General features: G+C 38.2%; 17 protein-coding genes. 8 read left to right on the top strand and 9 right to left on the bottom strand.

Annotated features, from left to right (window positions below; genetic code table 11):
• Positions 1-44: 44 nt before the first annotated feature.
• The 4 genes from mukB to rdgC all read right to left on the bottom strand — a co-directional run bounded on the left by mukB (position 45) and on the right by rdgC (position 7,660).
• Positions 45-4,481, bottom strand: coding sequence for a chromosome partition protein MukB (mukB, locus tag EL259_RS07720; RefSeq protein WP_126600485.1), 4,437 nt, complete (start codon positions 4,479-4,481; stop codon positions 45-47).
• On the bottom strand, positions 4,481-5,209 hold the full coding sequence (mukE, locus tag EL259_RS07715) for a chromosome partition protein MukE (protein ID WP_126600927.1): 729 nt from the start codon (positions 5,207-5,209) through the stop codon (positions 4,481-4,483). The genes mukB and mukE overlap by 1 nt, the downstream gene beginning before the upstream one ends.
• Positions 5,199-6,554: a chromosome partition protein MukF gene (mukF, locus tag EL259_RS07710; RefSeq protein ID WP_126600483.1), complete on the bottom strand. Its 1,356-nt coding sequence runs from the start codon at positions 6,552-6,554 to the stop codon at positions 5,199-5,201. The genes mukE and mukF overlap by 11 nt, the downstream gene beginning before the upstream one ends.
• Before the next feature lie 197 nt (positions 6,555-6,751).
• A complete protein-coding gene (gene rdgC / locus EL259_RS07705; protein ID WP_126600481.1) occupies positions 6,752-7,660 on the bottom strand; it encodes a recombination-associated protein RdgC in 909 nt (302 codons plus the stop codon).
• A 117-nt stretch (positions 7,661-7,777) separates the two neighbouring features.
• Here rdgC and EL259_RS07700 point away from each other — a divergent pair, with 117 nt between their 5' ends.
• The 3 genes from EL259_RS07700 to EL259_RS07690 all read left to right on the top strand — a co-directional run bounded on the left by EL259_RS07700 (position 7,778) and on the right by EL259_RS07690 (position 10,956).
• The gene (locus EL259_RS07700) at positions 7,778-8,965 is read left to right on the top strand and encodes a 3-phenylpropionate MFS transporter (RefSeq protein WP_126600479.1); all 1,188 of its coding nucleotides are present in this window, start codon (positions 7,778-7,780) and stop codon (positions 8,963-8,965) included.
• Between the two features lie 4 nt (positions 8,966-8,969).
• A complete protein-coding gene (xerD, locus tag EL259_RS07695; protein ID WP_126600477.1) occupies positions 8,970-9,863 on the top strand; it encodes a site-specific tyrosine recombinase XerD in 894 nt (297 codons plus the stop codon).
• Between the two features lie 181 nt (positions 9,864-10,044).
• A complete protein-coding gene (locus EL259_RS07690; protein ID WP_126600475.1) occupies positions 10,045-10,956 on the top strand; it encodes a DNA-methyltransferase in 912 nt (303 codons plus the stop codon).
• Between the two features lie 44 nt (positions 10,957-11,000).
• Here the strand turns inward: EL259_RS07690 and EL259_RS07685 are convergent, their stop codons facing one another.
• The 5 genes from EL259_RS07685 to EL259_RS07665 form a co-directional block, all read right to left on the bottom strand.
• Positions 11,001-11,972 carry a HindIII family type II restriction endonuclease gene (locus EL259_RS07685; protein WP_126600473.1) on the bottom strand — a complete coding sequence of 324 codons (972 nt, stop codon included), beginning with the start codon at positions 11,970-11,972 and terminating at the stop codon, positions 11,001-11,003.
• 66 nt (positions 11,973-12,038) lie between these two features.
• Positions 12,039-13,481 carry a pyruvate kinase gene (pyk, locus tag EL259_RS07680; RefSeq protein WP_126600471.1) on the bottom strand — a complete coding sequence of 481 codons (1,443 nt, stop codon included), beginning with the start codon at positions 13,479-13,481 and terminating at the stop codon, positions 12,039-12,041.
• A gap of 314 nt (positions 13,482-13,795) precedes the next feature.
• Positions 13,796-14,236: a PTS sugar transporter subunit IIA gene (locus tag EL259_RS07675; protein WP_126600469.1), complete on the bottom strand. Its 441-nt coding sequence runs from the start codon at positions 14,234-14,236 to the stop codon at positions 13,796-13,798.
• A complete protein-coding gene (locus tag EL259_RS07670) occupies positions 14,233-15,489 on the bottom strand; it encodes a PTS ascorbate transporter subunit IIC (protein WP_126600467.1) in 1,257 nt (418 codons plus the stop codon). Before EL259_RS07670 ends, EL259_RS07675 begins: the two co-directional genes overlap by 4 nt.
• Before the next feature lie 10 nt (positions 15,490-15,499).
• A complete protein-coding gene (locus tag EL259_RS07665; protein ID WP_126600465.1) occupies positions 15,500-15,769 on the bottom strand; it encodes a PTS sugar transporter subunit IIB in 270 nt (89 codons plus the stop codon).
• Between the two features lie 122 nt (positions 15,770-15,891).
• Between EL259_RS07665 and glnE the strand changes: the two genes are divergently transcribed.
• The 5 genes from glnE (at position 15,892) to glyS (ending at position 22,597) form a co-directional block, all read left to right on the top strand.
• Positions 15,892-17,325 carry a bifunctional [glutamate--ammonia ligase]-adenylyl-L-tyrosine phosphorylase/[glutamate--ammonia-ligase] adenylyltransferase gene (glnE, locus tag EL259_RS07660; RefSeq protein ID WP_126600463.1) on the top strand — a complete coding sequence of 478 codons (1,434 nt, stop codon included), beginning with the start codon at positions 15,892-15,894 and terminating at the stop codon, positions 17,323-17,325.
• A gap of 129 nt (positions 17,326-17,454) precedes the next feature.
• The gene (gene nfsB / locus EL259_RS07655) at positions 17,455-18,108 is read left to right on the top strand and encodes an oxygen-insensitive NAD(P)H nitroreductase (protein WP_126600461.1); all 654 of its coding nucleotides are present in this window, start codon (positions 17,455-17,457) and stop codon (positions 18,106-18,108) included.
• 159 nt (positions 18,109-18,267) lie between these two features.
• Positions 18,268-19,191, top strand: a complete 924-nt coding sequence (gene glyQ, locus EL259_RS07650) for a glycine--tRNA ligase subunit alpha (RefSeq protein ID WP_126600459.1) — start codon at positions 18,268-18,270, stop codon at positions 19,189-19,191.
• 69 nt (positions 19,192-19,260) lie between these two features.
• A complete protein-coding gene (locus EL259_RS07645) occupies positions 19,261-20,427 on the top strand; it encodes a hypothetical protein (RefSeq protein ID WP_126600457.1) in 1,167 nt (388 codons plus the stop codon).
• A 103-nt stretch (positions 20,428-20,530) separates the two neighbouring features.
• Positions 20,531-22,597, top strand: a complete 2,067-nt coding sequence (glyS, locus tag EL259_RS07640; RefSeq protein ID WP_126600925.1) for a glycine--tRNA ligase subunit beta — start codon at positions 20,531-20,533, stop codon at positions 22,595-22,597.
• The last annotated feature ends 26 nt before the right edge of the window (positions 22,598-22,623 follow it).

The following is a 22,623-nucleotide window of genomic DNA, read 5'->3' as shown; positions in this document are numbered from 1 at the left end:
TTTTCGCAAAATTTTATGGAAAATGGGGGCGTGTTTTTTAAAGGTTATTCTTCTCGGGCGCCGAAGCCTCTTAGACCGACCACGTGGACGTGTTCGTGGTTGTTGGTGATTTTACGCACCAGTTTGTAGGTTGTTCCTTTTTCTGGGCTGATGTTTTCTGGGGCGGCGATAAGCAGTTGCATATCGAGGCGTTCGCAGAGTTCAAACAGTGTTGCGATAGATTTCGCATCTAGACGTGCGGCTTCATCGAGGAAGAGTAAACGACATGGCAAGATATCTTTCGCACGGATACGGCGACTTTCTTCTTCCCAGCTTTGTACTACCATTAATAAGATAGACATACCTGTACCGATAGCCTCACCTGTAGAGAGTGCGCCACTTTCTGCACGTAACCAACCGTCTGTACCACGGTAAACTTCAACTTCTAAGTCTAAGTAATTACGGTAATCAAGCAATGCTTCACCGATGGTTTGCGCAGAACGTTGCCCCATATCGATTTGTGGGTTGAGGCGTTGGTAAAGTTTTGCCATCGCTTCCGAGAACGTAATGCGGTTATCGTTAAACAAGTCTTGATTTTCGGCTTTATTGGTCAATGCATCTAATAATGCTGCATGACTTTCTCGAATATTCACCACCAAGCGTACTGATTTCACCTGACCAAATGCGATATTTTGTAAGCCTTGGTTCAGCATACGAATACGGTTTTCTTCCCGTTGAATCGTTTTACGCATGATGTTCGCCACACTTTCAGAACTAATTGCGAGTTTTTTCTCACGGGTTGTCAATTCTTCAGTTAAGCGTGCTAATTCCACTTCCATTTGTTCGATTGCATCAATCGGATCATCGGTTTTAATGATGTCTTGGCGGATACGTTCACGAAGATGTTGGTAAACCGCAATGAAGAATCGCACTTTATTTTCAGGCTTACGGTTGTCTTCTGAGGCACGTAAACTATCACGCAAGTATTCATTATCCGCTACCGCTGTGCGTAATGCCCCGAGGGCTTTATCCGACATTGAGCGAAGTTCTTCGCTAGAAAGATACGCAAATTCACGGCGATTGAGGCGTTTTTCCATATCGGCTTGACGAGAAAGGCGCAATACCACTTCCCAACTTGCTTTAGCCGCCACCACGATTTCACGTTGCGTATGGTAATCGCGTTCTGCTTTGTGAATACGGCGAGTAAGGTTTTCGCTTTCGCTTTCAATTAAGGTTAATTGTTTTTCAACGAATTGACGGCGTTGGCGATTGTTCGCTAATTGTTGATGTAAATTATCACGACGTTCGCGCGCCAATTCTTCTGAATTTGCATCAACACGTACACCAAGCTGTCCTACTTCGGTGATCAATTCTTGCAACATTTTATTTTTTTCTTGCAAGGCACTGGTTAATTCGATTAACACTTGGCGATATTGCGTTGCGCGTGCGTGTTTTTGGCGTACGTTTTCACGCAAGGTTTCACGACGTTGTTGTGCTTGCTCGAGTTGCGCACGTAATTGTTTATTTAATTCACTGGTTTCAGCGACAGCAACATCCGCATAGGCAAAGTGCGCTTGGCGTTGCACCACCTCGGCAAGTAAGAAACGATGTTGTTGTAAGCGTTTTTGTTGTTGCTGGATTTGAGCGTAATCGGCAACCAGTTTGTCATAATTTGCCGGATCGCTACGTAACGCATTGACGATTGGCATAAATTGTGACATTGTCACATTATTTTGACGAACAAATTGTTCATCTTCTTCTGCTTGAACTAGTTCTTCACGGCGTAGCTCATATTCTTCCATTAAACTTTCATCAGCGATAAGATCCAATGCAGGGGTAATTTTCGCAATAAGCTGTAATTGCCCTTTAATTGATGAAAGCTGTTGTTGAGCCTGTTGTTGTTGATTTTGTACGGCGGTTAAATCACGTTCCACTTCGTTGCGTTGTTGTTGGATAATCGCTAACTGTTCTTCTGGATTCGGTTGGAAAGCGAGTGCTAAATGTAGCCCAACAAATTGGCTGAAGTTTTCAGATAGGCGTTGGCATTTTTGTACGTCAAACGCAACGCTTGCGTATTCTTCTTGGACAATTTCACGTTCTGTTTGTAAAACTTCTAATTGTTTTTCACGTGCAGCTCGTCCAAATAATGGAATTTGTGGGAAAGTAGAATAACGTAATTCACGTCCAGATACTTGAACCACTACCCCATGTTCACATTCTTCTGAAGTGTAAACATTGTCATCAAAGCTTGCTGGATCGCCTTCGATAAAATATAGATCATCAGGGCAATCAGTTAAGGTCGCTAATTCATCTTTAATCGCTGCAAGATCGCGTACCACGATACCATGGCGAGCAGGTCCATAAAGTGCGGAGAAATATGGCGCGTCCTCAACAGGCACATCATCATACAATTCTGACAGCAAGACACCTTGGAAACGTTCTGCTAACTGAGTTAAGCGTGGATCATCTGCGCCATCTGGTAAGCTTAGGCGTGCGATTTGATCGTCTAATTGTTGACGTTTTGCGGCAAGCTGTTCACGTTTTAAGCCTAATGCACGTTCTTTTTCTAAAAGCGTTTGCATAAACTGGGTAACGTCTTGGCTTGAGGTAAATTGCGTACCACTTTGTTCACTTAAACGGTCTAATGCGGATTGTGCCACCAACCAACTTGGCGCAAGCGCAGATTTTTCTTGATATTGCGCATTCAATGTTGCTTGATTTTGGCGAAGTTCAGAGCGTGTTTCTGTTAATTCCACTAATTGCGCTTCTAATTCTTCCGCTTCAGCTGTTTTTTCTTCTGCATATTCAGCGAAAGCCTCAGCCGTATCAAGCGTTAAGCCTGTGCGTTGATTAAACTCACGTAATTGTTGGAGTGCATTTTTTTGTTGTGCAAGACGTTTATCAAGCTCTTGTAATTTCGCACGAAGTTGTGGCGCCAGTTGGGCTTGCATTTTTTGTTGTGGATACATATCCAACACTTCTTGCGCAATTTGCCATGCATCTTCACGAGCAACATCACCAACCATTTTACGCAATAATTGATATGCCTCGTCAAACTGATTTTTTGCGGTATTAGAGATTGCCATTTTTTGTTCAAAATCTAATAAGGTTTCCATCATCTCATCAAGTTTTTGTTCAAACTCGAAGTGGAAATCCGCTGCATTTTCTGGCGTAAGTTGTGGAAGACCACATTGTGTTTTAGCTTTTTCAAGCGCTTGTTGTGCTTGTTGATATTGCAACGCACGAGTTTGCTGAGCATCAAGCGCTTGTTGGTAGTCCGCTAATTCATCACGTAAATCATCAATTTGTGCCTCAAGGGTTTCTAATTCCGCTTGTTGCATTTCCTCTTCTTCGGAAACTTCTTCTAAGACGACTTGTTGCTCTTCAACTTTTTCACGTAATTCTTCAACATCTTCTTGATAGCGGTCAATTTTTTCTTGATGACGACTTGCGTTAAGTACTAAGTTTAAGAAATCAGATGCCGCTTGATATTCTTGCTCTAGTCCTTCTTCACTTTCAGAAAGCATTGCGGCTTCACGGCTAAAATCGATTAAGCGATGTTGCGCTAATTCTTGTTCTGTTTTAGCTTGGAAAAGCGCACGACGAAATTCTAAGGCTTTTTCAACATTACCACGGCGTTCATTCGCATTACGCATATAATCGGCAGCAACGTATTGCGTAGTTTCAGTGATTAAATGTTTAAATAAATCACGGTCGCCTTGCGTCATTTTGATTGCTTCAAGAGTCATGCGGTTTTCACGCAACGCAGATTCCATATCTGCAAAGGCCTTTTTCACGCCTTGGTTTTCTGGCAATAAATAATCACGCAAAGAACGGGTAATCGCACTAGAAATCCCCCCGTATAAAGAGGCTTCAATCAATTTATAGAATTTAGTACGGTCCGCAGAGCTACGTAAGCGTTTTGGCAACATTCCTAAGTCAAACATCACTGAATGATAATCTGCGATAGAATGATATTGTTTAAATTCACCACCTAATTTTTCTACTTTAGCCGCTAAATCGTTTAAGGATAAAACGCGCGCTTGTTGTCCATTAATAATATCGGTTAAAAGTGCAGTTGGTGTAATATCGGCACGGACTTTTAATAATGAAAATGGTTTGATATCAACTTTCTTATCACGCCCCGCCACTTGTTGCAGACGTACGCCCATAAAAATACGTTCATGGCGGGAATTTTCTGCCTCTAAAACCGCATAACACACGCCCGGGCGTAATTTACCATGCAAGCCTTTATCACGGGAACCGCCACTGGCGCCTGCTTCCGTGGTATTACGGAAATGTAGTAAAGTTAAATCAGGGATTAATGCGGTAACAAACCCTGCCATCGTGGTTGATTTCCCTGCCCCGTTACCACCAGAAAGCGTAGTAACTAATTCGTCAATATCAAAAGTACGGGCAAAAAAACCATTCCAGTTCACTAAGGTTAGGGAACGGAATTTGCCACGCGATAATTGGGTTACGTTATTATTTTTGTTTTCCATTATTCATCATCCTCTTGGAACGCGTCTTCTTGCTCTGCATCAGTGTCAATTTGTTGGTTAAGTTGTTTTAATTCAGCGAGAGATTGTGGATTTGCCCCTTCGCCATCACGAATTAAGCGTGATTGTGCCTCAAGCGCATCGTCACCCGCACGCACTTCTGCCCCAAAACGGAATACCGCTTCGGTAATGGTAAATTTACCACTATATTGATCGCCTACAGTAATGATCATGCCTAAGCGACGTAAGCGATTAAGTGAAGAACGTACTTTTTCAGCAAGTTTTTGTTTATCTAAATCAGAACCCGAGGAACGTTGGTTAATCGCTTTTAATAATTTGTCTTTGTCAGCTAGATTTAACAATTCATCATACACTTCTTGCGTGCTGAAAATCCCTTGCTGAGCTAAACGCTCTGGGCTTAAATAGAGGTAGCACAACACTTTACCGACTAGCATTTCTAATTCGGTTAAAACGGATCGTGCAATCAGTGTATTTGCTCGTGGGCGAAGATAGAAAAATCCTTCAGGCGCACGAATTAATTCTACGTGATAGCGACGATAAAATTCGTCCAGTTCACGATGAAAATCCAGTAAGAAACTATGATTATCAAGTTGTTCGATACAAATATGTTTGCCCATACGCAATTGGCTATCGACCTCAGGGAAAAGGGGGTTGGCTAATGCTTTGGCTAAATTAGGAGGTAACATTTCTTGTTGTTGGTTATCTAACATGTTTAACATTTTCCTGTTGAGGTTGATATTGGTTGATTGGGTTGGCCTGAACGGCTGCGCCTTCGTCATTGACATCTTGCCATTCTGGATAAATCCCTGATAAATCGGCACTTGCAAGCCCGAGTTTTACAGCTTGATCGACAATAATACGTGCCACATCAAAATGTTGGCTTAATGGACGCTCTGCCAGTTGTTGTTGCAATACAATACTGAGATCAATCGGCTCATTTTTGTCACGATAAGTGGCAAGCAGAACTTGCATTTTTTCTGCAATTTCGTCTTGTAAAAGAGAGATGCTTTCATATTGTAAATCTTCTGGCAATTCACCGAGCGCTTCTTCATTATGCAACACTAATTCTTCATCACGCATATCGACAAGGCGTTCTGCTTGTGCGGTCCATAAATACCACGGTGCATCAAAATAATTTGCAATAGATTGGCGTAGGCGTTGTGAGAACACACGGTTTTTATCTAAATCAATTGCGGTACGGATAAATTTATGTACATGGCGATCGTAACCTATCCAAAGATCGATAGCTTGTTGTCCCCAACTAATGATTCGGTCAAGTTTATTTTGTAATTCAATCACAAGATTATCGATAAAATCTAAGTCGGAGCGTTCGATTACGCAACTTTGGATACGCAATAATTCTTCTTGCAGTTTATCACCTGCAGCATTGAGGGTATCTTGTAATTCACGTAAATTACCTGAGGTTTCATCTAATAAACGTTCACAACTTGAGATCGCTGCTTGCCAGTCTTTACTTAGTAAATCAGCAATTTCTTCTTTGATAGCGTGTTGATTTTCATCCATGACACGTTGTGAAAGATCGATACTATCGAAAATTTCCGCAACGGAATATTTGAGTGGAGCAAAGACGTTACGATGCCAATAAGTTTCATCGCCATTAGTTTCAGCAGCCTCTGCGGCTTTTTGGATTTCATCTGCCACAATAGAAAGCTGGACAGAAAGGCGTAAAGTAGAAAATTCGCGTTGGCGAATATAATAATTCGCTATCCCAACGCCCAGTGGGGTTAAACGATAGATCGCTAATCCTTCGGTAAATTCGCTGGTGAAACGATTGATTAGGCGTTGTTTAACTAATTCATTAATCGCATTGTTAGCACGCTGTGTAAGCGTGTCTTTACTTTGCTGGAATTCACGTGAAACGTGGCGGAATAAATCTACGAGATCCGTTTCAAGCATTTCACCATCTAGACTTTCATTATTATAAATAGCGATGGTCAATAAAAATGCGAGGCGCTCTGTTGTAAGATTCAATGAAAACTCACGTTCTCTTGTCCAATTCACTAGCTCTGGAATGGTTTGAGATGTGTCAAGCATGCTTCTTTCCTACTTAAAAATGGGCAAAAAATTGCTTTAATTATACTTGATTTTCGCCTTTTCAAGAATGGATAAAAGTCTGTTTTTGTGAAAAATTTTTAAAATTTCCGAATTTTTTTCGCTTTTATAAAATTACGCCCCAATTTTCCATAAAATTTTTGGAAAATCAGGGCGTGATCGAAAAAATGTCCTTTAGATTATAGACGTTCTTTTTCTCCACCAAATGCATTGAGCAAATGGTCAGTCAATTGGCTTAATGTCCCTGTCATTAAAATAAAATCTGCATCAAGGCGTTGTGCGATATCCTCTTTATCGATATCTGCATTTTTATCACGTAATTCATCCGCAAATTTTAAACGTGCCATTGTTGCGTCATCTTTTAGAACAAAGCTCACGTGTTCATCCCAATCTAGGGCAAGTTTTGAAATCGTTTTGCCTGATTGTAAGAAAGCGATAATTTCATCTGCGCCAAGATCTTGTTTTTTACAACGAATCACCGCTTCATCAGAACCGCCTTTAATTTCGGCATCTTCTAAAATCGTTGCCCATTGTGGTGCGTCGTTATTGATAATCCAATGGCGCATCACTTCGCTCATATCGTTCGCAAAAGTTAAAGGCACAACAGGAAGTGAGCCTAAACTTTTACGCAATAATGCCAATGCGTCTTCGGCACGTTTACTGGATGCACTATTTACATAAATTAATTGATTTTCCGTATCCACCCAAAGCGTTGTGGTTTGATTTTTACTAAAGGCACGCGGTAATAAAGTCGCAATTACGTCTTCTTTTAAAGATTGTTTTTCTAATTTACGTAATTTGCGTCCTTCTTTCTTCTCAAGTTCAGCAATTCGTGCGTCTAATTCCTGTTTAATCACCGCAGCGGGTAAGATTTTGTCTTCTTTTTGTGCTTTCAGTAAAATATTTTTTCCGCTTTGAAAATAAAATAATTCGCTATCTTTGAGCGGATTTGTCCAACCGAAATGTGTCATCTCCCCTTGTGAACACGGCGTAAAACTCTCTTTTTCTAAATTTTCTTGTAGTGCTTCTTCAGACCAATCTAGGTTTTTGGTTAAGCGATAAATCATTAGGTTTTTAAACCAAAGCATAGTAGTTCCTTAATAATTTCGGTAGAATGAGCCCGTATTTTACCTTTGTTTTCATCGTTTAGGTAATAATTCAAAGGTTTTATCGTAATATTTTTAGCAATAACAGGATTTATTTTAATGAAATTACGTCCATATCCGTGGCTGATCCTTAGCTTTTTCGGTTATTTTTGTTCTTATGGCGTATTTATGCCATTCTTCCCAGCTTGGCTTAAATCTCAGGCTTATGCCGCTGAAACCATTGGTTTTATCATGGCATCCGCTTACATTTTTCGTTTTGCAGGAAGCATGTTCTTTACCCGCTTTATTAAAGCCGCTCCTCAACTTCTTACCGCCCTGCGTGGAATCGCTTGGGGTAGCTGTGCCATCATGGTTTATATGAGTTTCACGGTACAAAACTTCTGGCTACTATGCGCGGGATTATGGTTATTCTCCTTCGTTAACTCAGCAGGTATTCCATTAAGCGATACCCTCGCTACGACCTGGCAATTCCAAGTAAAATTAGATTATGGTCGTGTGCGTTTAATCGGTTCTCTGGCATTTATGATCGGAGTAACGGTATTCGGTGCCTTTATCGGTTATATCGGTGAACAATATGTCGGCTGGGTAGTAACGGCGCTATTATTCTGTTATGCATCCGCACAAATGCTTCCGCCAAGCATAATGCCAAAAGATCACCATGATCCAGATACTGCTCATATCGCTCCGCCTTCTCTGGTAGAATTACTTAAAAATCCAATCACAACACGTATCATCATTGCTGTTGCCCTTATTCAAGGTTCACATGCTGCTTACTACGTTTACAGTGTTATCTATTGGAAACATCTTGGTATTCCAGTTGAAACCACCAGTGTGCTTTGGGGTTTAAGCGTACTTGCCGAAGTGATTTTCTTCTTCTTCGTAACGAAATTATTCGGCAAATGGCAATTACGTAATTTATTCTACATCTCTGCGATTGCCACAGGTATTCGTTGGGCATTATTCCCATTTGCACACACTTTTGCAGAAATTCTTCCATTGCAATTAATGCACTGTTTAACTTTCGCATTAAACCACTACGCTATCGTACGTTACATCTCTTATCAATCACCAAAAGCCTTTGCTAACTTACAAGGACTTTACAACGCGATTGCAGGTTGTGGTAGCTTAGCGATTTTATCCATCCTTGCAGGTTGGTTATATGGCGTTTCTCCAACAGATACGTTCTTAGTAATGGCGGCTTTTGCATTCCTAGCAATTCCATTCATTCCACGCAAAATGAAAACCATTGCGGTCACCTCTGTTGATACGGTTATAACGGAGGAATAAAACCATGCAGACTTTTAGCCTACTTGATCAGTTTTTAAATGAATTATGGTTAGAAAAAGGGTTATCTGAAAACACGGTGCAATCTTACCGTTTAGATTTAACTGCTTTTTTCCAATGGCTCGAAAATCAGCAAATTGATTTGCGAGAAGTGGACAATGTGCATTTACAAACCTTTTTAGGCGAACGCCTTGAGAAAGGTTATAAAACGACAAGTATGGCTAGAATGCTCAGCACACTGCGGAAATTTTTCCATTATTTATATCAGGAAAACTACCGCAGTGATGATCCAAGTGCGCTTTTAACCTCACCTAAATTACCCGCTCGCTTACCTAAATCATTAAGCGAAAATCAGGTAACGGAATTACTTAATGCCCCAAATACCGATGATCCGCTTGAACTGCGTGATAAAGCAATGTTAGAACTGCTTTATGCAACGGGATTGCGGGTAACGGAATTAGTGTCGTTGACAATGGATAATATCAATCTTGAACAAGGCGTAATTCGTGTAATCGGTAAAGGTAACAAAGAACGCATTGTGCCAATGGGCGAGGAAGCAACATATTGGACCAAAGCCTTTTTAGTCTATGGGCGCCAATTATTAGTAAACGGCATCCACATTGACGTGCTTTTCCCAAGTCGCCGTGGTAAACAAATGACCCGCCAAACCTTTTGGCACCGCATTAAACTTTACGGTATGTTAGCAGATATCGACACCGATCAACTTTCTCCACACGTCCTACGCCACGCGTTCGCCACTCACCTGGTAAACCACGGCGCCGACCTGCGTGTCGTACAAATGCTCCTCGGTCACAGCGATCTCTCCACGACGCAAATCTACACCCACGTCGCCAAAGAACGCCTCAAACAACTCCACCACCAACACCACCCAAGGGCGTAGGTTGATATTTAGATTAATTATCTATTACTTTTTAGAAAAATAAGCTATTCTAGCTAGGTCAGTAAAGCGCATTTAATAGCTCATCCTTTATAGGATAATATTAACATTTATTAAAATTTGTAAAAATTAGTTTTATAATTTTGTATAACAAAATAAATTTTCTCTGGATAATCTTATAACTATGGAAAAAATAACATTCAATAACCAAATAATTTCAGGTAATTCTATAGAATTAATAAAAAAAATTGAATCTAGATCAGTCCATGCCATTATATCGGACATTCCATACGGCATCGGATATGATAGTTGGGACGTGTTGCACAATAATACCAATTCAGCCTTAGGTGGAAAATCCATAGCTCAAGAAAAATGTTCTCTTTTTAAACGAAGAGGTAAACCACTAAATGGATGGTCTGCAGCTGACAAACTAATATCCCATGAATATCAGCTTTGGGTTACAAACTGGGCTGCCGAATGGTTACGAGTTTTAAAGCCAGGTGCAAGTGTCTTTATTTTTGCTGGTAGGCAATTCACTCATAGAGTTATTATTGCTCTTGAAGATGCAGGATTTACTTTTAAAGATATGCTATCTTGGGAACGAGATCGAGCTCCACATAGAGCCCAAAGAATTTCGAAGATTTACGAACGTCGTGGAGATCTATGTAACGCTGAAAAATGGAATTCATGGAGAGTTGCTAACCTGAGACCAATATTTGAACCTATCTTATGGTTTCAAAAGCCATATAAACTCGGTGATACACTATCAAATAACGTAATTAATTATGAAGTTGGTGCATGGAATGAAAATGCACTGTCTAAATACAACATTAATCCTAATACTCTTACCCATTCTAATATGCTAAAAATTTTAGTTGAATCTAATGATAGAGGATTACATCCTACTCAAAAACCTTTAAACTTAATGAAATTATTAATAGAATTAGTAACTTTACCTGGACAAAACATATTAGATCCTTTCGCAGGAAGTGGTACAACAATTTTAGCCTCCAAAATACTGAATAGAAATGGAGTAGGATTTGAACTAAACTCAGAAATGGTTGAAATAGCAAATAATAGAATTAAAAATATATAAAAAAATTAACCCAATCTATTATAACAATAAATTGGGTTATTTTTTTAAAATTTTCTAAAAAGATTAATATATTTTAAGGATTTTATTGCATCTTTATTGTATTCTTTATCAAGATCTCTTATAAAACGCCTTTTTAATTCTCTAATATCTTGAATATAATTAATTTCAGAAATAATACGTTTTCTATTATTAAATATATCTTTTTTTATATTTTTGATATATTCTTCCACAGCCTGAATAATATTATTCTGATAACTATTTAATTCATTATAATATTGATTATCAGTTAAGTTTAATAAAGTCTGTAATTTATTATTAATATAATTCCAATAACTACTTTTACTTTCAGAACGGATTAATTTATTACCTCTATAATTCCAAATTTCTATAAAATCATCTAAACAATATCGATCTTTATATTTTAGAATTAATGCCAACAATTCATATGGTAGCATAATTACTGGCATATCCAGTGTAGTACATGCTTTATAGACCGCACTATTTTGTGCCCATTCATGTAGAGATGAATAGGTAATTATCCCTCCAATAATATTTTGGGAAATTCCCTTTTTAATATATTTATTGTTTAAATTATCTTTCCAATCTCTAATACTTTCTAATTTAATAAAATCCTTAACATTTGGTGCTTTTTGACTACGCCCAAGCCTAAAAACTTTAACGTCACATATAATTGAATTATTCCCTATAATTAATTCAACATCCTCTGTTCCTGATTTCTTAGTAGGTAAATTATACTCACCACCTAATCTTCTCCACCATTCACCAACCATAAGTTCGGTAAGTTTCGTAAATAATTTTTCCTCAACACCCATTCCTGGATATAAATCTGGTATAAAACATCCAATCATAATTTCCGAAAAATTTTTATCATTAATTTGTGTAAGCTGAGATTTTACTAAGTCAACAACCATCTTAATATCAATACTCTCCGTAGATCCGTTCGGATAATATTGATCAACAATATTTTTAAAATAAAAAATATTTCTAATATCCATCAGTTTTTATCCTATAAAATATAAAACCCGCCTTTCTGCGGGTTTTCGCGTGTCATGTTTTTTTGTTTATTCAACCACTAAAGTACGGCAGGTTGTGGTGCTTCCGAGTGAGAGTTCGTCGCCTTGGGTTAAGAGGACGAGGTCACCAGTATGAACATAACCTTTATCTTTAAGAAGTTGGATTGCGTCACGAGCGGCACGGGTGGTACGGCTGTTTGGATCGGTGTCTAAAACTGGGATAACGCCACGCAATAATGCGCAAAGATTTAATGTTTCTTCATGGCGTGATAGTGCAAAGATTGGTAAACCAGAACTGATACGTGACATGAATAATGGTGTCATACCACCGCTGGTCAAGGCAATAATTGCTTGTACACCTGGTAAATGGTTTGCAGAATACATTGCTGACATCGCAACTGCTTCTTCGATTGAACCAAATTCACGATCTAAACGGTGACGAGAGATGTTGATGCTTGGCATTTTTTCTGCACCAAGGCAAACTTTAGACATCGCTAAAACAGTTTCTTCTGGATATTGTCCAGCTGCGGTTTCTGCGGAAAGCATTACTGCATCAGTACCATCTAACACCGCATTTGCCACGTCCATTACTTCCGCACGGGTTGGCATTGGGTTGTTGATCATAGATTCCATCATTTGAGTTGCAGTAATTACCGCACGGTTTAATTGACGTGAACGGCGGATAAGTTTTTTCTGAACACCGACAAGTTCCGCATCGCCAATTTCTACCCCTAAGTCACCACGAGCAACCATGATAACATCAGATGCTAAAATGATGTCATCCATTGCTTCTGCCGTTGCTACTGCTTCTGCTCGTTCTACTTTAGCAACGATTTTTGCGAAAAGTCCTGCTTCTTCTGCTAAACGGCGCGCATAACGTAAATCATCACCACAACGTGGGAAAGAAACCGCTAGATAATCTACGCCAATTTTTGCTGCAGTAAGAATATCTGCTTTATCTTTTTCAGTTAACGCGTCTGCTGATAAGCCACCGCCAAGTTTGTTAATACCTTTATTATTTGAAAGTGGTCCACCAACCGTTACTTCGGTAAATACTTTATTACCTTCAGTGCTTAATACTCGAAGTTGTACACAACCATCATCTAATAAAAGGATATCACCTTCTTTTACATCATGTGGTAATGTTTTGTAATCAAGACCAACGGCATTTTGATCGCCTGCACCTTTTGGTAAATCGGCATCAAGGATAAATTTATCCCCAACACTTAATAAAATTTTGTTGTCTTTGAAGGTAGAAACACGAATTTTTGGACCTTGTAAGTCACCGAGAATTGCGACATGACGATTTAATTTTTTTGCCACTTCACGTACTCGACGTGCACGTTCCATATGATCTTCAGGGGATCCGTGAGAGAAGTTCATACGCACAACGTTCGCACCTGCCGCAATAATTTTTTCTAAGTTGTTATCACGATCAGTAGCGGGTCCTAATGTACAAACGATTTTGGTTCTTCTGAACTTTTTAGTCATTTTCTGCTCCATTCAAATATAAATTTTATTATTTTGCCCATAAAAATGGTTTTGCCATTCCCGTAGTGCATAAAATTGTCGATTATTGTACGCTAAAAATCCATAGAGATCGAGGAATGCAAATCAAATTTCCTTGCCTTTTTTGAGGTATTTTCATTAAAAATGAAATATAAAATTATCTTTTTAATCATATAAATACCATTAAAAAACATTTAATTTCTAACATATCCTCTCAAATACTCGCATCAATCTATCACTTTTTGCGTAAAGACAGATTATAAAAATCCGTGTTATCTTCAGAGATCTCTTCTCCATCAAGTTAAATGATGTTTGATTTGCTCAATATCATCACAATGCATAATATTCGTGATGCGTGTTTCATCTTGAAAAAAATTTGCAACGGCTTGAATTAATTGCATATGATTTTCAGCACCCGTTGCTGCTAACGTTAATGCAAGATAAACATTGCCATTATCTTTATCGCCTAAATCTACACCATGCTTAAATACTGTAAGTTGTAAGCCTTCTTTGACTACGCCATCTTCTGGACGCGCATGTGGCATTGCAATTCTTGGTGCAACTACATAGTATGGACCGATTTCATGTTGCAGACGTTTAATTGCTTCTACATAACTCGGTTTAATCACACCAGAATCCAATAATTTTTCACACATCTTATCCACTGCCACGTCTGGCAAGAGATTATCTTCTATTACGATAGAAATATTGTCACCAATTAACTTTTTTAAAATCATGACACCGCCCAACCGAGTACTAAACCAACAACACCGAAATCAGAGTCAGCAAAGGTAGTTGCTTGGAAACCTAACCCACCTAGCACAGGTAGCAATAACATTGGTAAGAATGAAATTAAAATGCCTTGCGTAAAAGCACCTAAAATTGCGCCACGCAAACCACCCATTGCATTACCATACACACCAGATGCTCCACCAACAAAGAAGTGTGGTACAACCCCAGCCACAATAACTGTCCAGCCTAAACTCCCCTGTAATAACATCACGAGAAGACCTGCGGTGAATGATGAAATAAAACCAATTAATACGGCATTAGGTGCATAAGGAAATACCATTGGGCAATCTAATGCAGGTTTCGCATTTGGCACTAATTTGTCAGAGATCCCTTTGAAAGCTGGCACAATCTCCGCAATAAACATTTTTACGCCTTGTAGTACAATATATACCCCACCAGCAAAAATAAATGATTGCATAAAAGTGAACACAATCCAGTTCTGTCCATTCGCAACAGTATCAACAAATTCTTTGCCCGCCACTAACGACGATAACATGAAAAATACAAGCATAGTTATAGCAATGGCAACAGGAGTATCACGTAAGAACATCAAACTTTTAGGTACATTTAAATCCTCTGTTGATTGGGATTTATTACCTAATTTACTCGCCACAAACCCTGACACTAAATAAGATAGTGTGGAAAAATGCCCCATCGCGAGCTGATCGGTTCCCATCACTTTCTTTGTATAAGGTTGAATAATCGCAGGCATAATCACCATTAACGCCCCAACAATTAAAGAACCTAAAACTACCATCCAGATCCCTGTAATGTGTGCCGTTGAAAGAATTACCGCAACTAACATAGACATGAACATCGTATGGTGTCCAGTCAAGAATATATATTTTAATGGTGTAAAACGGGCTAATAAAATGTTGACAACAAAGGCAAAAAACATAATTAACGCCATTTCATAACCAAAAGATTTTTGCGCTACGGCGACAATAGCCTCATTATTTGGAATAATTCCAGATGTGCCAAATGCGTGGCTAAAAACAGCAGAGAAATTATTTAATGCGCCAATTAAGGCAGCTGCGCCAAACCCAAGAATTAAATACCCTAAAACCGTTTTACTGGTGCCTTTTAAAATAGTCGAAAAATCTGCCCGTTGAGCAATTAAACCGATAAACGCAATCAATCCCACCATAATTGCGGGTTCTTTCAGAAGTCCGAGCATAAACTCAAAAAAAGTTTGCATACTAACCTCTCTAGATAAAATTCATTAATTGTTTCTGAATATCTTCCTTATCAAAAATATTCGTTAAACTGACAATATTTTGTTTGCCTGCAGTATCTAATTGCTTAGCTACATCCTTTGCTGCCACCCAAATATCAGCTTGACTAGACATTGCTGAAGATAAATCTTCATGGTTTACATTTGCGTCAACACCCATTTTTTTAAGCACTTCTTTCACTGCCATTTCCATCATGAGCGATGTCCCTAAACCATTTCCACAAACTACGAGAATATTTTTCATCTATGACTCCTTAAACCTAACTACAAATAATTTCCAAATTGATATAAAAAATGAAGTAATACTTCATTTATTATTAACTGTTGCCATTTTTTTACAATAGCTTTGTTTTTACTTTGTGACTAATATCACAAATTTTAGCTAATTACCCGCAATATTCTGCATTATTAGTACAATTAAATGATTTTAAAGCCCATATCAACAAACGCCCGATGGGAGAGCGTGGTCGTCAGGTGATACAAAAATTATTACCGCAAATCGTTGCCGAAATGCCCGAACCAGCACGCCCCTTTTTTGTGCGAATTTTACATATTTTACAAAGTATTCTGACACGTACCCCTTATCTAGAATTATTACTCGAAAATCCCCCTGTCCGTCAGCAATTAATTGAGCTTTGTAGCCGTTCGCAAATGATTGCAGAACAAGTCGCCAAACACCCTATTCTGCTAGACGAATTGTTAAATCGTACTGCCCTATTAAATCCGATTGCATATCGCGAGTATCCGCAGTTATTGCGTGAGTATTTATTGCGTTTACCGCCCCAAGATGAGGAAGTCTTTATTGATGCGTTGCGTCAATTTAAACAAAGTATGCTTTTCCAAATTGCCGCTGCCGATATTTTGGGTGCGTTGCCTGTGATGAAAGTCAGTGATCATTTAACTTACCTAGCCCAATGTCTGATGCAAGAGGTAGTGAATTTTGCTTGGCAACAAGTCACGCAACGTTTTGGTATTCCGCAAGGTTTAGCGGAAAATCAAAAAGGGTTTCTAGTGGTCGCCTATGGGAAATTAGGGGGCATTGAGCTTGGCTATAAATCTGATTTAGATGTAGTTTTCTTATTTGATAACCAATATCAAGGCGAAACCCAAGGTGGAAGACGTAGTATTGATAATGCCCTTTTCTATGCCAAATTAACCCAGAAAATCATTAGCCTTTTTACGTTAAGAACCACCAGCGGGCAACTTTATGATTTAGATATTCGCTTACGTCCTGAGGGCGATGCGGGGCTCATTTGTTGTTCGCTACAATCATTTGCCCGTTACCAACAACATGAGGCGTGGACGTGGGAAACGCAAGCACTGGTGCGTAGCCGTGCGATCTGTGGCGATACCGATTTACAAAGACGCTTTGAAGAATTACGCCACAACATTCTTATAACCCCACGTGATCAACAAACATTACGTAATGAAGTCCGTGAAATGCGTGAAAAAATGTGGCAACAATCACCGCACCAAACTGATCTTTTTCATTTAAAAACCGATCGCGGTGGTATTACGGATATTGAATTTATCGCCCAATATTTAGTACTTGCGAGTGCCCCACACTATCCGCAATTGGCAAAATGGTCCGATAACGTGCGGATTTTTGAAAGCTTAATGCAAGTCGGCAATATTCTATCAGAGGAAAATTGTCGTTATTTAACTCATTGCTACACGACCCTGCGCAATCGAATTCATCATCAAAATTTAATGGGGTTGCCTGCATCTGTTGACGCAAATGAATACGTTGCTGAGCGAGATTTTATTCAAGATTTATGGCAAAAACTGTTTAGCACCTAACATGAGGTAAATTTTATTTTGCATACAAAATAATTTGCAATCAGACTGGGTATCTTTTAGAATACTTATAAATTGAATGGTTATTCATATTAAAAATTGATAAATTTCCTACATAACAAGGAGTGAATTATGTCTATTTTAGATACGGCAAAACGTCGTTACTCAACCAAACATTTTGATCCGACTCGCAAAATTCCTGAAGATCAAATGCTTGCTCTTGAAGAAGTTGTACGTCTTAGCCCATCAAGCATCAATATCCAACCATGGCATATCATGGTAACTGGAAGCGAAGAAGGTAAACAAAAAGTGACTCAAGGAACTGAGGGCTTTTACCAATTTAATACACAAAAAATCCTTGATGCCTCAAACATTATGGTACTTTGCTTAAAAACAGATTTAGGCGAAGCACACCTAGATGCGCTCATTCAAAAAGAACTTGAAGATGGTCGCTACACAAGTGAAAAAGTGATGCAACGTGCTAAAGAAGTACGTGGTTGGTTCTTCAATCAACATGCTAATGAATTAAAAGATCTTGATTCTTGGGCAATTCACCAAATTTATTTAGCGTTAGGTAACTTATTACTTGCTGCTGCAGATATGGGTATCGACTCTCTTCCAATCGAAGGTTTTGATAAAGAAGCACTTTCTCAAGCACTTAACTTAAAAGAACAAAATTTAGAACCGGTCGTAATCGTTGCACTTGGTTACAGCACTGAAGATGACTTCAACAAAGCATTACCAAAATCTCGTTTTGCTGCGGAAGACGTTTTCACTCACTTCTAAACCCATAACTTTTTAGACAACACATAACGACTCGCCCCAATTTTCGTAAAAATTTATGAATTTTGGGGCTTTTTTTTAATTTTTTTCGGTCGCCCATCGGATTTTGATACTTTTTCCCTTATAATGAACGCATTTTTCTATCGACAAAAGTAAATGGCTATGAACAATTCAGAATTTAAAACCAATTTTAACGTAAAAACTTTCCAAGGTATGATTTTAGCCCTTCAAGAATACTGGGCAAAACAAGGTTGTACCGTTGTTCAACCTTTTGATATGGAAGTGGGTGCAGGAACTTCTCACCCGATGACATGTTTACGTGCGCTTGGTCCAGAACCAATGGCATTTGCGTACGTGCAACCTTCACGTCGTCCAACCGATGGTCGTTACGGTGAAAACCCAAACCGTTTACAACACTACTATCAATTCCAAGTAGTAATTAAACCTTCCCCAGACAATATCCAAGAATTATACCTAAACAGCTTACGCATGCTTGGTTTCGACCCAACTCAAAACGATATCCGTTTCGTAGAAGATAACTGGGAAAACCCTACTTTAGGTGCTTGGGGCTTAGGTTGGGAAGTTTGGTTAAATGGTATGGAAGTATCACAATTTACCTATTTCCAACAAGTCGGCGGTTTAGAATGTAAACCTGTAACTGGCGAAATCACTTATGGTTTAGAGCGTCTTGCAATGTATATTCAAGGTGTGGATAGCGTTTACGACTTAGTTTATTCTGATGGTCCATTAGGCAAAACCACTTACGGCGATGTATTCCATCAAAATGAGGTTGAACAATCTACTTATAACTTTGAATACGCAGACGTAGATTTCTTATTCCAATGCTTTGAACAATACGAAAAAGAAGCAAAAGCGTTATTAGAACTTGAAAGACCACTGCCACTTCCAGCATACGAACGTATTTTAAAAGCAGGTCACAGCTTTAACTTACTAGATGCACGCAAAGCGATTTCCGTTACTGAACGCCAACGCTACATCCTTCGCATCCGCGCCTTAACCAAAGCCGTCGCCGAAGCCTACTACGCAAGCCGCGAAGCATTAGGGTTCCCTGGGTGTAAGAAATAGTTATTTATTCGTTTAAAAAATTCGAGGCCAAGGTCTCGAATTTTTATTTCATATCTCTAAAATCCCATTATGAAGAAAATTAAATGCATAAAAAATCTTATCCAACCTTTTTCATATATAAAAAATATATTTTTATTTAAAGAGAATAAAAAAGATAATGATTTTATAAAAGAATTAAAAGATTTTATAAATACCCCATTCCTAAATTCATTACTTAGTATTGATAAAAATATAAATAAAATAATTTTAGTTCTATCTCCTTTATGGGGAACAACAATTGCTTATTTAGTTATAAATCAATATTTCATAGATAATAAAATAAATATTACTTTAAATGATATAGGTTTTGGGAACGGTTTTACTATTATCTCTATTGCTATTGGATTTACTAGTATACTATATCTACTCCCATTGTTATTGACTTACATTTATTTTAAATATACAATTAAATCATTCCTAAAAATAAGCAATAATATAACTTTATTTCCTTTTGTATTTACAATATATACTTTTATTTTCTACTGTATAATAATTTATTCCCTACCTTTTTTATTTCCTCCAGAATGGATTAATATTCTTAGAAGTATTATATTAATTTTTTATACGATAAGTATTATTTTTTCCTTTATATTGCATATAAAGGCAGATATGGGTGATTATTTTTTAATATTCACATCTATAATATTAGTAATATATTTTTATATATTATCAAATATAAACAAATATTTATATTGCTCCTATAACATAATTTTAATCATTATAGTGTTAGTATTCGCCACCTACTCATTAATTATTGCTAAACCTTATTTTATCTATATATTTAGTTATTTCTTTAAGCATAAGAAAATAACATTTTGTTTTAAAAAAATTATATCTATTTTAAAATTTAAAGAAATCATAACAATTCTAGTTATAATTCTAACTTTCTTTTTTATAAAAACAATTTCATTAAATGATATTTTATCATTTATTCTTGAAGACTTTAATTTTGTTGAAAATAAAAACAACACTAAAGTATACGTTATATCAAACAAAGTTAATAAACTCCAATTTCCACCAAATTTTGGCAAAAAGTATAAAGGATACTTTAAATGGAAAATAGGAGATAAATTTATTTTTTGTAAGTATGATAAAAACGAAACTCAGAACATAAATAAATTATCTCAAATAAATAATCAAAAGGATCAAAAGTGTAAAAAACTTTCTCCAACAGAAATCTCCCTTTGGAGTAACTAGATCAACTGTGGTAAACTATGCAACCTCTAAAAAAATGTAAAATTTGCGTTCCAGAACCATAATTAGAACGAGATATTTTGATAGTAAGAGTACATTCATCATGATGAACAAACACACTTTCCTCGCCGAGATCGGCACTGAAGAATTGCCTCCTAAGGCACTGAAAAAATTAGCTATGGCTTTTGCAGAGAATGTAGAAGCAGGTTTAAAAAAAGCAGATTTAAGCTTTGATAAAGTTGAATGGTTTGCAAGCCCACGCCGTTTAGCGGTAAAAGTTTTAGGCTTAGCGACTGAACAGCCAAGCAAAACCGTAGAAAAACGTGGTCCAGCAGTAAGTGCAGCTTTTGATGCTGATGGTAACCCAACCAAAGCAGCTCAAGGCTGGGCGCGTGGTTGTGGTATTGAAGTAAGCCAAGCAGAATGCGTTAAAACCGATAAAGGCGAATGGTTAATGCACCGTGCGCTTATCGAAGGTCAACCGACTAAAAACCTTTTAGTTGATATCGTAGCACAAAGCCTTGCTGCGCTTCCAATTCCAAAAACTATGCACTGGGGCGATAAAAATGAACACTTCGTACGCCCTGTTCACACAGTAACCATGTTATTTGGTGATGAATTACTTGATGGCGAAATTCTTGGCATCAAAAACGGTCGCACTATTCGCGGACACCGTTTCCTTGGTGAAGCAGAATTTGAAATTCAAAATGCAGACCAATATCCACAAATATTAAAAGATCGTGGCGAAGTGTACGCTGATTTTGCGGAACGTAAAGCGATTATCTTAGAAAAAGCTCAAGCAAAAGCAGCCGAATTAGGTGGTGTGGCTGATATTCAAGACGATTTACTTGAAGAAGTGACTTCACTTGTTGAATATCCAAATGTCTTAACGGCGAACTTTGAAGAACGTTTCCTAAAAGTGCCAGCGGAAGCGCTTGTTTACACCATGAAAGGGGATCAAAAATACTTCCCTGTTTACGATAAAGACGGCAAATTATTACCACACTTTATTTTCGTTTCTAACATTAAACCAGAAGATCCATCTGCGATCATTCAAGGTAACGAAAAAGTGGTTCGCCCACGTCTTGCGGATGCAGAATTCTTCTTCCAACAAGATTTAAAACAACCATTAGAAGCAAACCTTGCGCGCCTTGAAACCGTATTATTCCAACAACAACTTGGTACCTTACGTGATAAAACCGATCGTATCGAAGCATTAGCGGGTGAAATTGCAGAAACAATTGACGCCGATGTTGCCAAAGCAAAACGTGCGGGTCGTCTTTCTAAATGTGACTTAATGACTAACATGGTATTCGAATTTACCGATACACAGGGTGTAATGGGTATGCATTACGCACGTGCAAACGGTGAAGACGAAGAAGTGGCAGTCGCATTAAACGAACAATATATGCCACGTTTTGCAGGTGATGAATTACCACATTCACTTGTTGCGTGCAGTGTTGCGTTAGCGGATAAAATGGATACGTTGACAGGTATTTTCGGTATCGGTCAATTACCAAAAGGCGACAAAGACCCATTCGCACTTCGCCGTGCAGCTTTAGGGGTTTTACGCATTATTGTTGAGAAAAAATTACCACTTGATTTAGTGGCATTAACTGAAAAAAGTGCGGCATTATTTGGTGATAAACTTACCAATAAAAACGTGGTTAATGACGTTGTAGACTTTATGCTTGGTCGTTTCCGTGCATGGTATCAAGACGAAGGCGTAAGTGTTGACGTTATCCAAGCAGTGTTAGCACGTCGCCCTACTCGTCCAGCAGATTTTGATGCTCGTGTCCGTGCCGTAGCACATTTCCGTACATTAGATGCAGCAGAAGCTTTAGCCGCAGCGAATAAACGTGTAAGCAATATTCTTGCGAAAGTCACTACCCCAATCAAAGATATTGACGTAAATCTTTGTGTTGAACCGGCTGAAATTAATCTTGCAAATCAAGTAATTGCCCTTCAAAAAGAAGTACAACCTCTTATCGCTGAAGGTAACTACACTGCAGTGCTTGATAAACTTGCAAGTTTACGTACGCCAGTAGATACTTTCTTTGACAATGTAATGGTAAATGCAGAAGATGAAAACCTTCGCCAAAATCGTCTTGCGATTTTGAAAACCTTGCAAGATCTTTTCTTACAAGTTGCGGATATTTCACTCCTTCAATAAGCCGTTAGCGTAGCATAAACACGCCT

Source organism: Actinobacillus delphinicola, from assembly GCF_900638385.1.
GTDB lineage: Bacteria > Pseudomonadota > Gammaproteobacteria > Enterobacterales > Pasteurellaceae > Actinobacillus_C > Actinobacillus_C delphinicola.
This window is presented reverse-complemented; position numbering and strand designations above follow the sequence as displayed.

Bases quoted from the DNA above. Each gene is read 5' to 3' on its own strand.
- mukB (WP_126600485.1), bottom strand. From the start codon at position 4,481: ATGGAAAACAAAAATAATAACGTAACCCAATTATCGCGTGGCAAATTC.
- mukE (WP_126600927.1), bottom strand. From the start codon at position 5,209: ATGTTAGATAACCAACAACAAGAAATGTTACCTCCTAATTTAGCCAAA.
- mukF (WP_126600483.1), bottom strand. From the start codon at position 6,554: ATGCTTGACACATCTCAAACCATTCCAGAGCTAGTGAATTGGACAAGA.
- rdgC (WP_126600481.1), bottom strand. From the start codon at position 7,660: ATGCTTTGGTTTAAAAACCTAATGATTTATCGCTTAACCAAAAACCTA.
- EL259_RS07700 (WP_126600479.1), top strand. From the start codon at position 7,778: ATGAAATTACGTCCATATCCGTGGCTGATCCTTAGCTTTTTCGGTTAT.
- xerD (WP_126600477.1), top strand. From the start codon at position 8,970: ATGCAGACTTTTAGCCTACTTGATCAGTTTTTAAATGAATTATGGTTA.
- EL259_RS07690 (WP_126600475.1), top strand. From the start codon at position 10,045: ATGGAAAAAATAACATTCAATAACCAAATAATTTCAGGTAATTCTATA.
- EL259_RS07685 (WP_126600473.1), bottom strand. From the start codon at position 11,972: ATGGATATTAGAAATATTTTTTATTTTAAAAATATTGTTGATCAATAT.
- pyk (WP_126600471.1), bottom strand. From the start codon at position 13,481: ATGACTAAAAAGTTCAGAAGAACCAAAATCGTTTGTACATTAGGACCC.
- EL259_RS07675 (WP_126600469.1), bottom strand. From the start codon at position 14,236: ATGATTTTAAAAAAGTTAATTGGTGACAATATTTCTATCGTAATAGAA.
- EL259_RS07670 (WP_126600467.1), bottom strand. From the start codon at position 15,489: ATGCAAACTTTTTTTGAGTTTATGCTCGGACTTCTGAAAGAACCCGCA.
- EL259_RS07665 (WP_126600465.1), bottom strand. From the start codon at position 15,769: ATGAAAAATATTCTCGTAGTTTGTGGAAATGGTTTAGGGACATCGCTC.
- nfsB (WP_126600461.1), top strand. From the start codon at position 17,455: ATGTCTATTTTAGATACGGCAAAACGTCGTTACTCAACCAAACATTTT.
- glyQ (WP_126600459.1), top strand. From the start codon at position 18,268: ATGAACAATTCAGAATTTAAAACCAATTTTAACGTAAAAACTTTCCAA.
- EL259_RS07645 (WP_126600457.1), top strand. From the start codon at position 19,261: ATGAAGAAAATTAAATGCATAAAAAATCTTATCCAACCTTTTTCATAT.
- glyS (WP_126600925.1), top strand. From the start codon at position 20,531: ATGAACAAACACACTTTCCTCGCCGAGATCGGCACTGAAGAATTGCCT.